Here is a 14078-nt window from a genome sequence, read left to right as displayed (position 1 = left end):
AAGTTTGGTTTAACGAATTAACCAAGTAAGGCAACGATAATGACCACAATTACTACTGCATTCAAAGATGCAGTTCACGACAGCCAGCAGTGCTTCAGATTGCTGCTTAAGGCGATGTCTGAACCGGGTGAAATAGTCACTCTAGAGATGAGCGAAGGTTTTGGTGCGATGCATAAAGCAGCGACACAAACCTTGTTGAGCTTAAGCGACAATGCGACGCCGATATGGCTGTCAGAGTCACACTTAAAAGACGCTGCTATTCGTGAAAATATCCGCTTTCACTGTGGCAGTCCCGTAACTGAGCGACAAAACAGTGCCAGTTTTGCTGTGATTGCTGAACAAGATTTGGCTGACTTCGATTGGAATAACGCCACATTTAGCCTTGGCTGTGAAGAGTACCCAGATCAGTCTACGACGGTCATTGTTGAGCTAGGCAGCTTAACCAATGGCTCTGACGCGAGTCCATCTAAAGGTGGCCTCACGCTAACGCTATCTGGACCGGGAATCGAATCACAATCGGTGTTGAATATTGGTGTGGCCTCTAAGGCATTTCAGCACTTCTTACAAGGACGCCAAGAGCATTTCGCTTTTCCGCTTGGTATTGATTTGATCTTGGTAAACGATGAGAGCATTGCCTGCTTACCACGTACCACACTTGTTGAGGTGAACTCATGTATGTAGCAGTAAAAGGTGGCGAAAAAGCCATTAACAACGCGCATCAGCTGCAGGCTAAAAAGCGTCGTGGTAATCCTGAATTTGCTGAATTGACGGTGGCACAAATCAGTGAGCAGCTCTCTGGCAGCGTTGATCGCGTGATGACGGAAGGTGGCATTTATGACCGTGAATTGGCCGCACTGGCTGTCAAGCAAGCGAACGGCGATCTAGTAGAAGCTATCTTTTTGTTGCGTGCTTATCGTACCACGTTGCCGCGCCTTTCGGTTTCACAGGCTGTGAACACCAGTGAAATGCGCATTGAGCGCCGCATCTCTGCTACCTACAAAGATCTGCCTGGTGGACAAGTATTGGGGCCGACATATGACTATACCCATCGTTTGCTGGACTTTAGTTTGATTGCTGAAGGTGAAGCACCGCGAGTCGACACCTCAGATGTTGAAGCGATGGAAGTGTGCCCTCAAGTGATGAGCATTCTTGAAAATCTCGACTTGATGACGACCGAAGAAGATAACCAACAAACCCCAGAAGATATCACTATGCATCCGGTGAACTATCCGTGTGACCGCAGTGCGCGATTACAGAACTTGGTTCGCGGCGATGAAGGATTCTTGCTGGCACTCGGCTATTCAACGCAGCGCGGCTATGGACGAAATCACCCATTTGCAGGCGAAATTCGTATCGGTTTCTGCGATTTAAGTTTGATGCCAGAGGAGCTTGGCTTTGCTATTGATATCGGTGAAGTTGAGTTAACCGAGTGCCAAATGGTGAATGGTTTTGTTGGTAGCAAAACAGAAAAAGCCAAACTGACTCGCGGTTATGGTTTGACGTTTGGCTCCACCGAGCGCAAAGCGATGTCAATGGCGCTGGTGGATCGCTCACTGCAAGCGGCAGATTACGATGAAGCCATTGATGGGCCAGCTCAAGACGAAGAATTCGTGTTATCGCATTCAGATAACGTGGAAGCTGCAGGCTTCGTTTCTCACCTGAAACTGCCTCACTACGTGGATTTCCAAGCAGAGTTAGAACTGCTTCGTAAGATGCACAAAGAGCATGATGAATTCATTCAGTCTCAGGGTGAACAGAACCAACAGGAGAGCCAGTCATGAGCCAAGTACAAACTAACACTCATGCGCAAGGTGTGACCGGCTACAACTACGGTTACCTTGATGAACAAACCAAACGTATGATTCGTCGAGCTCTGCTCAAAGCGGTTGCGATTCCTGGTTATCAAGTGCCATTTGGTGGTCGTGAAATGCCGATGCCGTACGGTTGGGGAACCGGCGGTGTTCAGATTACCGCAGCGATCATTGGTCAAACTGACACGCTAAAAGTGATTGACCAAGGTGCCGACGATACGACGAATGCGGTTTCCATTCGAGAGTTTTTCAAGTCAGTAGCAAGCGCGAAAACTACCGAGAAAACGGTAGACGCCTCAATCATTCAAACGCGTCACCGCATTCCGGAAATCACTCTCGATAAAGACCAGATCTTAGTGTATCAAGTTCCGATTCCAGAGCCGTTGCGCTTTATTGAACCGCGAGAGACGGAAACGCGAAAAATGCACGCGCTGGAAGAGTACGGAATCATGCACGTCAAACTGTATGAAGACATCGCACGATTTGGTCATATTGCTACCTCTTACGCGTATCCGGTTTGCGTCAACGATCGCTATATCATGGACCCTTCTCCGATCCCTAAGTTTGACAACCCGAAAATGGACAAAATGGCGGCGCTTCAGCTGTTTGGTGCAGGACGAGAAAAACGAATCTATGCCATTCCGCCATTCACAAAAGTGAAGAGTTTAGATTTTGAAGATCATCCATTTGAAATCCAACAATGGGATGAGCCGTGTGCCATTTGTGGCGCAACGGACACCTTCCTAGATGAAGTGGTGATGGATGACAAAGGCAATCATATGTTTGTTTGTTCGGACACTGATTACTGCTCTCAGCAAGTCGAAAAACACACCATCCATACTAAGGAAACGGAGAGTCACGCATGAGCACGTTAGCGGTGAAACAGCCAACATTAGACACCAATACCTTTGATGTAAGTGAGCAGCCACTATTGTCGGTTCGTAATCTCACCAAACTTTACGCACCAGGAAAAGGCTTTACCAATGTCTCGTTTGATTTGTACCCCGGCGAAGTGCTAGGCATCGTGGGCGAGTCAGGTTCAGGTAAAAGTACCTTACTAAAATCACTGTCGGGTCGCCAAACGCCAGACAGCGGTGAGGTACTTTACATCCGAGGTCGCGGAGAAGATCAGGTAACTCAACTCGAAGACCTCTATTTGATGGCAGAAAGTCAACGTCGTCAATTACTGCGCACTGAGTGGGGCGTTGTGCATCAGCATCCGATGGATGGATTGCGCGGCCGTGTTTCTGCGGGCGGTAATATTGGTGAGCGTTTAATGGCCGTAGGCGAGCGTCATTATGGTGATATTCGAACGGCATCAACCAAGTGGCTCACTGATGTAGAAATTCCTCAAGACCGAATTGATGACATGCCAACCACGTTTTCCGGCGGTATGCAGCAGCGCTTGCAGATTGCTCGCAACTTGGTGACTCATCCGAAACTGATTTTTATGGATGAGCCAACAGGTGGATTGGATGTCTCGGTGCAAGCAAAACTCCTCGACCTATTACGCCGCCTTGTCACAGAACTGGAACTGGCTGTGGTTATTGTCACTCATGACCTAGCGGTGGCGCGTTTACTGGCTCATCGACTGATGGTGATGCGTCGCAGTGAAGTGGTAGAAACTGGGCTGACGGACCAAGTACTTGATGATCCGCAGCACCCTTACACCCAATTACTGGTTTCGTCCGTGTTGCAGAACTGATGGCTGAATAAAGGAATTACTATCATGACAACTGAAACAAAAATCATCGTTTCCGATGTAAGCAAAACCTTTGTTCTACATAACCAAAATGGCATTACTTTGGATGTCCTGAGCAACGCTAATTTTAGCGTCGCAAGCGGCGAGTGTGTGGTGCTTAATGGCCGCTCCGGTTCAGGGAAATCCACTTTGCTACGGGCACTATACGCCAATTACCTCGTAGATACTGGCAACATCGAAGTCGAGCATCAAGGGCGCTGGGTCAATATTGCTAAGGCGCAGCCGCGTGAAATCATCAATGTTCGCAAACATACCATCGGTTGGGTCAGCCAATTTTTGCGTGTCATTCCTCGTATTAGCGCTTTGGAAGTCGTGATGCAGCCAATGTTAGAAATGGGTGGCTGTCGTCATCAAGCTGAGCAAAAAGCGAAAACACTGCTGACTCGTCTTAATGTACCAGAGCACCTTTGGAATCTAGCGCCAGCCACGTTTTCTGGTGGTGAGCAGCAAAGGGTGAATATCGCCCGAGGCTTTATCGTCGACTATCCCATTTTGCTGTTGGATGAGCCTACGGCGTCGTTAGATGCCACCAACAGTGCAGTTGTGGTCAATCTGATTCAAGAAGCGAAAGATCGCGGCGCCGCCATTGTGGGAATTTTCCACGATGAAGCGACTCGAGATCAGGTGGCTGACCGTTTGTATGACGTGAAGAAACAAAACGAAGCCACTCGACAGGCCGAGCAGGGCAGTGCTCAGGCAACCTCCATCTCAGCATGCGCATAACGGGAGAAAGCAGCATGATTATCACCAATGTAAATTTGGTTCTTGAGAACGAAGTAGTAAAAGGCTCATTAGAGCTCCGTGACGGCAAAATCGTTAGTATGTCAGATTCACAAAGTCAGGTGGCAGGTGCCTATGACGGAGAAGGTGACTTTCTCATGCCGGGCTTTATTGAACTGCATACCGACAACCTAGAGCAGTACTTTACTCCGAGACCAAAAGTGGATTGGCCGCCTTTCTCTGCGATGAGTGCGCATGATACTCAATTGATTGGCTCAGGCATTACCACGGTACTAGATGCCGTGGCGCTGGGTGATTTTCGAGATGAGAAACGTCAAACTAACTTGGATCTGTTCATCAATACGGTCGTGGATAGCCAAAAACGCAACTTGACTCGTGCTGAGCACCTACTGCACCTTCGCTGCGAAGTACCTCATGAAAGCACGGTCGGCATGTTTGAGAAATATGTCGACTTACCGGAAGTCCAGTTGGTGTCGTTGATGGACCATGCACCGGGTCAGCGCCAGTTTGTGGATGTAGAAAAGTATCGTACTTACTATCAAGGCAAGCACAACTTAACGGACAGTGAGATGGTGGCGTTTGAGAAGAAACAAGTAGAGCTCTCTGAGCGCTGGTCGACACAAAACCGCAATGAAATTTGCCGTCAGTGCCGAGAGCATAACATCCCAATGGCGAGCCACGATGATGCGACAAAGGCGCATGTTCAAGAATCAAAAGACTTAGGAATGGTCATTGCAGAGTTCCCTACGACAGTGGAAGCGGCGAAACGCTCTCATGAGCTTGGACTGAAAGTGTTGATGGGCGCACCCAATGTGGTTCGCGGAGGGTCTCATTCAGGCAATGTCGCTGCTCACGAACTGGCCTCTCACGGTGTATTAGACATTCTATCGTCAGACTATTACCCAATGAGCCTGTTAGAAGGTATCTACAAGTTATCGTGGGATGAGCGCAACACGTTAACGCTGCCGCAAGCTGTTCAACTGGTAACCAAGAACCCAGCGCAAGCACTGAGCCTAAATGATCGCGGTGTTATTGCAGAAGGGAAGCGTGCCGACCTCGTATTGGCAAAACAAGTGGATGGGCATCCTTTGGTCGCTCGTGTTTGGCGACAAGGTAAAAAGGTGTTTTAGCCGATGACTAATAACACATTATTAGAAGCATCTTCGGATGCTTCTTTTTCATCTACGGCGGACTACGCCGACGCCTCAACCAAACGCAAAGGTAAGCTCTACTACGTGATAGGCCCTTCAGGTGCGGGCAAAGATACCCTGATTGACGCCATTCGCGCCGATCATCCTGAAGATATTATTGTTGCTCATCGCTATATCACGCGTCCTTTTGGTGCTGGTGGTGAAAACCATGTAGCCGTTAGTGAGCAAGAGTATTTATCAAGACAGCAAAAAGGGCTATTTGCCATGAGTTGGCAGGCCCATGGGCTGTGCTACGGTGTGGGGTTAGAGGTGAAAGCATGGCTAGATAAAGGCTTTTCGGTTTTGCTGAATGGCTCGCGTGCGGAATTGGCTCAAGCGCAGCAGTGCTTTGGCTCAGATCTGGTTCCGGTTGTGGTCAATGTAGATTTGGACGTATTGCGGACTCGATTGCAAAACCGAGGACGTGAATCTCGCGAAGAGATTGAACGTAGGTTACAACGCGCCACCGAATTCACCCTATCGAAACAAGAGGGTTTTTACCCAATTGATAATAGCGGTGACGTGCAGTCGAGCGCAAAGCAGTTCCGCCACATTCGTTTTCAACTTGAAGGGAAATCGTGATGAAGCTTGTCATGTTGGGCTCGGGGAACAGTGCCATGGTGCCTGTTTGGGGCTGTGACTGCGAAATATGTGCTGAAGCCAGGCTGGATAGAACTCTGCGACGTGAGAAAAGCTCGGCTTATGTTGAACACAATGGTCGTAAGCTGCTGTTAGATGCCAATGCTCCCGATCTTCTGGATCGTTTCCCACCTGGTTCGATCGATAAGATTCTGTTAACACATTTTCATATGGACCATGTGCACAGCTTGTTTGATCTTCGCTGGGGGAAGGGGGCGCTTATTCCCGTACATGCACCTGAGGACGAGCAAGGGTGTGATGATTTGTACAAATACCCCGGCGTGTTGGATTTCTCGCAGCGTTCACTGCCGTTTCAATCCTTTATATGGCAAGACATCACTGTAACGCCACTCCCCCTCAACCACTCTAGACCTTGTGTGGGCTATGCCTTTGAGCTGAATGGCCATTGCATTGCTTACTTGACCGATACCAATGGGCTGCCAGAAGCGACGACGCAGTGGCTTAAACAGCGCACAGTGGACTGGATTGTCACCGATTGCAGCTTTCCCCCTGTCGAGTGCGAACACACAAGACTTAGCAATAACCATAACGATATCTACCAAGTGCAGAACATCGCTGAGCAATGTCAACCTGAGCGTATTGGCCTAATTCATTTAAGTCACAACGTTTTGCTTTGGGCCAAGCGACATCCACAGTGTTTTTCTGACAGCTTTCAGCTTCTTCATGACGGACAGGAGATCCCACTATGAACCAGCCGCTATCACCAACGCTCTCTGCTGAACCGAGCGTATCGCCGTGCAGCCAATTACATCGCACCGAATTAGGTCGTTGGACTGAGATTGCCCAGCGATGCGTGTTAAATAACGTCACCGTTGGTGATTACAGTTATATCCAAAATGATTGCAATTTGATGTTTACCGAGGTGGGAAAGTTCACGTCTATCGCCGCCGCCGTTCGCATCAATCCAAGCAATCATCCATGGTGGAGGCCAACTCTGCACCACTTCACTTATCGCCCAGGTAAATACGGTTTGGGAGATAACCCATCGGTATTGGATGACGAAGTGTTCAGTTGGCGTGAAGAAGACAAGGTAGTGATAGGTCATGATGTTTGGATTGGCCACGGCGCGATCATTTTGCCTGGAGTGACCGTAGGCAACGGCTCGATTATTGGAGCAGGGAGCGTAGTGACAAAAGATGTCCCAGCTTACTCAATTGTGGTCGGTAATCCGGCGCGAGTCCTTCGTCCCCGTTTTGATGATGACAGCTTCGGGCCCCGCTTAGAGGCTCTGGCATGGTGGAACTGGAGTGACGAGCAAATCGCGATGGCGCTGCCGCTGTTTCAAAAGGATACTCGAGAATTTTTAGCTTACTTTGAAAATATGCAGTAACCCACTTTCTTCCTACCTGATTATCTGTAGATGCTCGAATAAGCGCGACATCGTTGGTGTCGCTGCACATTATTCGCGGCATCTACCTATCCATTCTACGGTTAAATCTGAGATATTACTTTAGGTAATATTTTAAGTTTAATGAGTCATTTCAGACGCCAGTTAACTTTGTTTTATTATTCATTCTGTCAGGTGAAGGTATGGCTTGCCTGAGTTTGCTTGGAATTAATTGCCTGAATTTAATAAGTAATTAAGTCCAATAATTTGTTTTTGCTAAGGAGGGCTTTTGAAATAAATCAGAGTAATTATGAATTTACAAACAGCAAAAAGTCCGCTGAGTTGGACGATTTTAACAGCATTGGTTTCTTTAACGTCATTTTCAGTAACGGCAGACGAATATCAGGATATGTCTGACCCACTAGCCGTGTATTCGCAAGCGGGTATGGGCGTGACCAATAAAGGCATCAACTTTAAGTTTGGTCAGGCTTACGATACTAATAATGACTCAAACATGGCGATGCATGTACTAGAAGCGAAAGGGTTTGCTGCAGACAGCTTGGGGCTAAAGGGGGATGATAGTTTCGACTCACTACGCTATCGACATTTTAATGTCGACATCAATAGTGGGCTGGGCTCTCAAGTTGATCTTAGCTGGGACTTTGATAACAAATTAGGCTCAGCTTCCTATTCCTTGATTCAAGCGTTACCAAAAATGGGCGCCGTACAGTTTTATCCACTAGCGGGAATTGGCATTAATGTGGCGGATGTTCATTCGTCTTTGATTCAACCGAGCCCGGATTATGACGGTTCTATCGGTTACACCATCCCCTCGAGTTTTGCTCTAGTGGGTTTCTACTCAAAAATCGAAATTACCGATGATATCTGGCTGAACTACAACCCGATGTACACCACTCAACTTGGTGGAGTGGAGTCTTTCAGCAACTTTTATGGCTGGCAGCATGAAATTGCGGCGAGCTATCAGTTGAACAACCGAAGTAACCTGCGAGCATTCTGGAACTTTGGCGAAGTGCTACAAGGCACGGACTTTAGAGTGGAATACAACTACCAATTCTAACTCTGGCTTTCTTACCACCCATCAAGACGACAATCCAATGAATTGCTAAGGCAATCACAAACGGTTTTATAGGTACGACGATGAAAAAAACAACACTCTCTTTATTAGTGGCATCTTTGTCTTTCGGCTCTCTGGTCAGCGCCGCAGATACCACTCCTACGGATGCAGAACTTACGGGTCAACGTGTCTACCATCATATGGAAAATATGGTCGCGTTTATGGAGCAAAATGGAGTGAATACTTTTGAGTTCCCAGGGTTGGCAGACCACACATGGGATGTCATTACCCCTGCACTGGACCATATTTATGGCAAAGCGATGCTGGATGTAACAGCAGGTCCTGTGGAGTTGACGGTTCCCCCTCGTGAATCAGAGCGTTATGCATCTCTGCACTTGGTGGATGCGGAGCACTTCTCGGTTTATCACGAAGTGACACCAGAAGTTGGCGGTACTTATCTAATCGTACGAGAAGGCGCTGACTATACGATTCCACAAGGCGATTATATCGATACAATTACGGTGAAAGACGACCTTATTTTCTCTTTCATTCGTGTCCAGACATTTGAGTATCGCGATAGTGGTGTTGCCGATGTTTGGCGTAAACAGATTGAGGTTAACAACCTTGCGCCGAAGTCTGAGATTGCGTTGCCAGATCGCAACAATATTCATGCTGTCATTAAGTTTGCCGATGAGATTTCAGATGGTTGGGCACAAACGCACAGTAATATGCAAACCATTATTTCCGATGACAGCTTTGATAAACAAAGACTTAATGAAGTTCGCAATTACGTACACGAACTAGGAACATCTGGCTTGGTGGTGAATAACTTATCCGGTTTTGAGCACCCAGGACATGCTGATGACCTTGCTGATGAGCGACGTCGTTCGCTGTTGACTCATTTAGGTCACTTAGGCTTCCCTGCGGAGCACGCTTATTATGAGCTAATTCCAATGACGCCTGAAGGTAAGCAGTTGAATGGTTCAGAAGATTTTGTGTTGACTATGCCTCATGACCAAGCGGTGGGCAAGTTCTGGTCGGTGACGCGTTATTCTGATGAGACGCGCTTACCGCTGGACCCAGCGACGATAGGTGGGTCTGACCGTCAAGTATGGGCTGGTGGCAATACTACGCCAGACGATGAAGGAAATGTCACCATTACTTTCTCAAGCGACAACCCAGAAAATGGGACTTATTGGATGCCAGTAGTTGATGGGGAGGATTATTACTTTGTGGTCCGCTATTACCTGCCTCAAGCGGGTCTTGCAGGTAATACTGCGCAAAGTATTATCTACAAGGGAACCGAGCTGGAAAGTTTGATGGTTCCTAAAGCGACGTTTAACTATGGTAATTAACTGAGCGTACAACCACGTTGATACTTTTTGCCCCACTGTAAATGAGCTAGTTACGGAAACTAGTTCGCAGTGGGGTTTGTGGTATTAATGCTCTTGCTCAGTCTTTTCCTGCTGATCAAATACGGTGCGAACTTCGCTATATAACCATTTCACCAATGGCGCATTGGAGAGTTTGCTTGGAATCAAGGCACCAATATCACTGCCTAGTTGGTGTTCTTTATGAGCTGAGAAGAACTGAGTCCCTTGCGGTAAATCAGCATCAAAAATGTCGACACAAGGCAAGATCGAATCGGTTTGAGCAACGACATGTAGGCAGATACTGAGTTGGTCCGCTCTAAGCCCGACTTGCGGCGTAATTCCGACTTCTCGCAGTTTGGTTTCAATTAAGTTTTCTTTCTTATTGAAGTCAGGAAGCTGAAGCAATGCGAGTGGATATTGTCCAATATCTTGTGTGGTTCTTTGTGTTTCAAGGACTGGATGCCCGTCTCGACAAATGAGTTTGAAATAGCAATGAGTCAGTTTTTTCTGTATCACCTGTTTGGAGATATCTAGAGGTAAGTAATTGATGCCAATATGAAGGCGTGCAAGCTTAAGATCGTGCTCGGTATCTTGCCCCCAGTTGATGATTTTGAGCGTAGCGTTAGGCAGCAAAGGACGAAGGTGGTGATACAGGCGCCTGGATACTGGTCTGTATAGAGTGGTATTGATGGCGATGCTAATGTCACCGGTATACAACGCTGGATTGAATTGTTGATTTCGAGAGAATAGATCTTCCAATAGCTCGAACAGAGCAGGCAGCTTTTCCAGCAGCTCCAAACAATAGGGTGTGGGTTCTAATCCATACTGCTTACGGATAAACAGCTCATCGGCAAACTCTTCCCTGAGCTTTTTAAGCTGCTTGCTGACCGCAGGCTGTGATAAAAACATGCGGTCGGCAGCGCGTTTGGTGTTGCGTTCTTCACCAAGGACTTTCAGCAGCTTTAGTGTATTAAAGTCTAGCCTTCTTAATAGGTTATCATCCATCTGGGCTGGTATCCCGCGTCATGTGTATTCACTCAATACTACAATGTCATAAGTAGCTCGACCAGCTTAACCTAGACCATGTAAAGCTATAATCCTCTCGCAATCTCGTTTCCAGTTTTAGTTGCTTAGCTGTTTTAACTTCATACCTAAAAAGACAAAACTGACTCCTTCAATTAGCAAAGAAATGCCAATGAAAGTACCCAGCAATGAAGTGGAGAAAGCGGGGTCTTCAAGTAACGTGAAGAAGTAACCACCTATGATGACGGACAGAAGTCCGCTGAAAATGATGAGGCCACTACTTGGAAGGCTGCGGTTGGCGAGCCCGAAGAAGATTCGTGTCAGTCCGTTTAATATCATCACCAACACCATCAACATAGTAATGGTGACCAGGCCTGCAAGTGGCTTAAATAAGATGAATAAACCGCCGATTATGTAGAGTACCGCGCTTAAGACATACCACAGCTTTTGTCCCCACGCATTTATCGAAAAGGTGTGATAAGCCTGCACAAGCCCACTAAACAAGAGTACGGCACCGATAATGGTTGAGATGGTGACACCAGCAAATACAGGTAACGCCATTGCCCCAATACCCGCGAGGGAAACGACGATGCCTACAGTAACAAAATACTTCCATCCTTTTGAAAGGAACTGAGCTTGTGGGGATTGGTTTGAATCTACCATTGAGCGCCTCTTAGATTAATGCCTTGGTTGCATATTCAGCTTAGTCTAAGAATCATCAATCGCTCAACTGGATAGCATTTTTCGAAACACTCGTTGTTTCAATGTCTTCCAACGGGCGAGAAGTAGACCTATAGCGATTACGATGTAGATAGTAGGTTCTGCCACTTCTGACTTTACCGACCAGTAAAAGTGAATCGGTGCCAAGATGGCAGCTAAATAGACCCAATTATGCAGTTTCTGCCATCTTGCGCCCATTTTACGTTGTATTGCTTGAGTGGATGTAACCGCTAGCAGCAACAAAATCACCCACACTGCCGCTCCGACGGTGAGATATGGACGTTTAACGATCTCAGAGGCCAATAAGCTCCAATCCAATCCTAAGTCTAGCGTCGCGAAGGCAACCAAATGGAGCACTGCCCAAAAGAAGCTGTACAGTCCCAATAGCCGTCTTACGCGAAGAAGCAAACCTTGTTTAGTCCATTTTGCCAAAGGAGAAACCAGCATAGTAATAAACAAGGTATTCAACGCGCTAATACCAGTGTAATGGATGATGCCTTGTACCGGATCGCCACCTAAGTTATCGGTATTAATAGCAATGACAAGCAATGCTAAAAATGCCAATGATACAGCGTGGATGACGACTTTTAGCGCGATGATCGTTTTTGGCGTTAGCTTTCTCAATAGAACTTCCTCAGATCCATATTTTTGTATAGATGCGCCACTTCTTCTTCATAGCCGTTGAACATTAGGGTTGGCTGCCTGCGTGTACTGAGGACACTACCTTCTCCGATGAAACGCTCACTGGCTTGACTCCAACGCGGGTGGTCGACATTAGGATTCACATTGGCGTAAAAACCATACTCATTAGGAGCCAAACGATTCCACGTTGTTGGTGGCTCTTGGTCGGTGAGACGAATACGAACAATCGATTTGATGCTCTTAAATCCATACTTCCATGGCACAACCAGTCGAAGCGGGGCGCCATTTTGTGGGGCGAGTGTTTTGCCATATAAACCAACCGAGATCAGAGTTAGAGGGTTCATGGCCTCATCAAGGCGGAGTCCTTCTACATAAGGGTATTCAATGCTACTAAATGAACCTTGAGCCGGGAACTGTTTGGGGTCGTAGAGGGTTTCAAAAGCAACATATTTGGCACTACTTTTTGGGTCGGCCATTTTAATGATGTCTGCAAGTGGAAAACCAATCCAAGGAATGTTCATTGACCATGCTTCAACGCAGCGAAGGCGATAGATGCGTTCTTCTAACGTGAATTTACTAAATATGTCGTCATAGTCGAGTTTCATTGGGTTGTTGACCAGCCCGTCGATTTCTACGGTCCAAGGGTCTGCCACAAACTCCGACGAGTTCTTCGCAGGGTCGGATTTATCAGTACCAAACTCATAGAAGTTATTGTACTTCAGAACCTTACTTTCTGGCGTTAACGAAAGGTCGGCTTGGTATTGTTGTGGTTTAGTGGCTTTGAGATCAATTCGACTATCAGTGACGGGTTTCTCATCGGAAGAAAAGATATCCAGTATGCCCGCTTGGGCATTAGCCGCGATAGGCATGCCGACGACAGCAATACCGAGCTTCTTTAGTATGTCTCGACGCTCTTTGTAGACAGACTCTGGCGTTGCTTCGTTTTCAGACAGAGCCCAGCGATGATTCTTTTTGATCCACATAATCTTCCCCGAGTGTGATTTACGTTTTAGTAAACAGCAAATTGGTGATACGTTGATTAGAGCAGACCGTAGCAATGTCGATTCTCTTTCATAAAAATCAAAAAAACACGCATTCATAACAAAATGCGTGTTCTAAAGGCTGTGGTTATAACTGATTCTTTTTAGAAGAACTTTTTAATGGCTTTTTCGGCACATGCGACATCAAGGTGACCTCCTGGTGCGCCTCCAACACCGATCGCACCAATCATTGCGCTGTTAACTTGAACGGGTACACCGCCTGCTAAGAACAGCAGATTGTCGTCCATATTTTGTAGCGGTTGCATGATAGGTTTGTCAGCAATCAGCTTCATTAAGTTACCTGACGGTTGTTTCATACTCGCCACTGTGAAGGCTTTTTTACGTGAGCTATCCAGTGTGTGGATCCCAGCACCATCAGAACGAAGCTGAGCAATCACATTCCCTGATAGATCGACAACTGTCGCGGAGACTTTATAGCCATCCGCTTCGCATTGATTTACCGCTTCATGAGCCAGTTCGAATGCCGCTTTTGATGAAATTTGAGTGATTGATACTGTTTGTGCATCTGAGGCCAGCGCGTTGTTAGAAAGGCTCAGAAAACCAAGGGTTGCAGCGAATACAGTCAGTGTTGTCGTTTTCATGTTTACTCCGTTAATAGCGTGTTTTTATTCAACGAGTTCATAGTAACCAACGGAGGATTGCGACAGGCTTTCTAGAACATTACAAAGTTGTAATCTTGGTTATATTCGAGAA

Annotated in this window: 16 protein-coding genes; 11 read left to right on the top strand and 5 right to left on the bottom strand. The window is 46.9% G+C overall.

Annotation, left to right across the window (positions count from 1 at the left end):
• Window positions 1-39 precede the first annotated feature (39 nt).
• The 11 genes from phnH (at window position 40) to HOP38_RS25455 (ending at window position 9921) form a co-directional block, all read left to right on the top strand.
• Window positions 40-681: a phosphonate C-P lyase system protein PhnH gene (gene phnH / locus HOP38_RS25505; protein WP_062456434.1), complete on the top strand. Its 642-nt coding sequence runs from the start codon at window positions 40-42 to the stop codon at window positions 679-681.
• Entirely contained in the window at window positions 672-1781 is a 1110-nt protein-coding gene (locus HOP38_RS25500) for a carbon-phosphorus lyase complex subunit (protein WP_171389360.1), read from the top strand. The genes phnH and HOP38_RS25500 overlap by 10 nt, the downstream gene beginning before the upstream one ends.
• Complete coding sequence (locus tag HOP38_RS25495; RefSeq protein WP_006069757.1) at window positions 1778-2677, top strand: alpha-D-ribose 1-methylphosphonate 5-phosphate C-P-lyase PhnJ; 900 nt, start codon at window positions 1778-1780, stop codon at window positions 2675-2677. Before HOP38_RS25500 ends, HOP38_RS25495 begins: the two co-directional genes overlap by 4 nt.
• Window positions 2674-3516: a phosphonate C-P lyase system protein PhnK gene (phnK, locus tag HOP38_RS25490; protein WP_198559305.1), complete on the top strand. Its 843-nt coding sequence runs from the start codon at window positions 2674-2676 to the stop codon at window positions 3514-3516. Before HOP38_RS25495 ends, phnK begins: the two co-directional genes overlap by 4 nt.
• Before the next feature lie 24 nt (window positions 3517-3540).
• Window positions 3541-4296 carry a phosphonate C-P lyase system protein PhnL gene (gene phnL, locus HOP38_RS25485; RefSeq protein ID WP_096443564.1) on the top strand — a complete coding sequence of 252 codons (756 nt, stop codon included), beginning with the start codon at window positions 3541-3543 and terminating at the stop codon, window positions 4294-4296.
• A 14-nt stretch (window positions 4297-4310) separates the two neighbouring features.
• A complete protein-coding gene (phnM, locus tag HOP38_RS25480; protein WP_096443562.1) occupies window positions 4311-5444 on the top strand; it encodes an alpha-D-ribose 1-methylphosphonate 5-triphosphate diphosphatase in 1134 nt (377 codons plus the stop codon).
• Between the two features lie 3 nt (window positions 5445-5447).
• Complete coding sequence (phnN, locus tag HOP38_RS25475; RefSeq protein WP_198559304.1) at window positions 5448-6086, top strand: ribose 1,5-bisphosphokinase; 639 nt, start codon at window positions 5448-5450, stop codon at window positions 6084-6086.
• Window positions 6086-6853, top strand: coding sequence for a phosphonate metabolism protein PhnP (phnP, locus tag HOP38_RS25470; RefSeq protein WP_198559303.1), 768 nt, complete (start codon window positions 6086-6088; stop codon window positions 6851-6853). Before phnN ends, phnP begins: the two co-directional genes overlap by 1 nt.
• Complete coding sequence (locus HOP38_RS25465; RefSeq protein WP_038227585.1) at window positions 6850-7494, top strand: DapH/DapD/GlmU-related protein; 645 nt, start codon at window positions 6850-6852, stop codon at window positions 7492-7494. The genes phnP and HOP38_RS25465 overlap by 4 nt, the downstream gene beginning before the upstream one ends.
• A gap of 307 nt (window positions 7495-7801) precedes the next feature.
• On the top strand, window positions 7802-8569 hold the full coding sequence (locus HOP38_RS25460; protein ID WP_198559302.1) for a hypothetical protein: 768 nt from the start codon (window positions 7802-7804) through the stop codon (window positions 8567-8569).
• Between the two features lie 80 nt (window positions 8570-8649).
• On the top strand, window positions 8650-9921 hold the full coding sequence (locus HOP38_RS25455; protein WP_171389364.1) for a DUF1254 domain-containing protein: 1272 nt from the start codon (window positions 8650-8652) through the stop codon (window positions 9919-9921).
• An 84-nt stretch (window positions 9922-10005) separates the two neighbouring features.
• Here the strand turns inward: HOP38_RS25455 and HOP38_RS25450 are convergent, their stop codons facing one another.
• The 5 genes from HOP38_RS25450 to HOP38_RS25430 all read right to left on the bottom strand — a co-directional run bounded on the left by HOP38_RS25450 (window position 10006) and on the right by HOP38_RS25430 (window position 13966).
• Complete coding sequence (locus HOP38_RS25450) at window positions 10006-10944, bottom strand: LysR family transcriptional regulator (RefSeq protein ID WP_124941587.1); 939 nt, start codon at window positions 10942-10944, stop codon at window positions 10006-10008.
• A 117-nt stretch (window positions 10945-11061) separates the two neighbouring features.
• A complete protein-coding gene (locus HOP38_RS25445; RefSeq protein WP_006069768.1) occupies window positions 11062-11625 on the bottom strand; it encodes an HdeD family acid-resistance protein in 564 nt (187 codons plus the stop codon).
• A 63-nt stretch (window positions 11626-11688) separates the two neighbouring features.
• On the bottom strand, window positions 11689-12306 hold the full coding sequence (gene msrQ / locus HOP38_RS25440; protein ID WP_198559301.1) for a protein-methionine-sulfoxide reductase heme-binding subunit MsrQ: 618 nt from the start codon (window positions 12304-12306) through the stop codon (window positions 11689-11691).
• Complete coding sequence (gene msrP, locus HOP38_RS25435) at window positions 12303-13307, bottom strand: protein-methionine-sulfoxide reductase catalytic subunit MsrP (protein ID WP_006069770.1); 1005 nt, start codon at window positions 13305-13307, stop codon at window positions 12303-12305. Before msrP ends, msrQ begins: the two co-directional genes overlap by 4 nt.
• 161 nt (window positions 13308-13468) lie before the next feature.
• On the bottom strand, window positions 13469-13966 hold the full coding sequence (locus tag HOP38_RS25430) for a GlcG/HbpS family heme-binding protein (RefSeq protein WP_038227581.1): 498 nt from the start codon (window positions 13964-13966) through the stop codon (window positions 13469-13471).
• Window positions 13967-14078: the final 112 nt, after the last annotated feature.

Source organism: Vibrio mediterranei (assembly GCF_013364395.1).
GTDB lineage: Bacteria > Pseudomonadota > Gammaproteobacteria > Enterobacterales > Vibrionaceae > Vibrio > Vibrio mediterranei.
The sequence above is the reverse complement of the archived record's forward strand: the minus strand, read 5'-3'. Positions and strand labels throughout refer to the sequence as shown.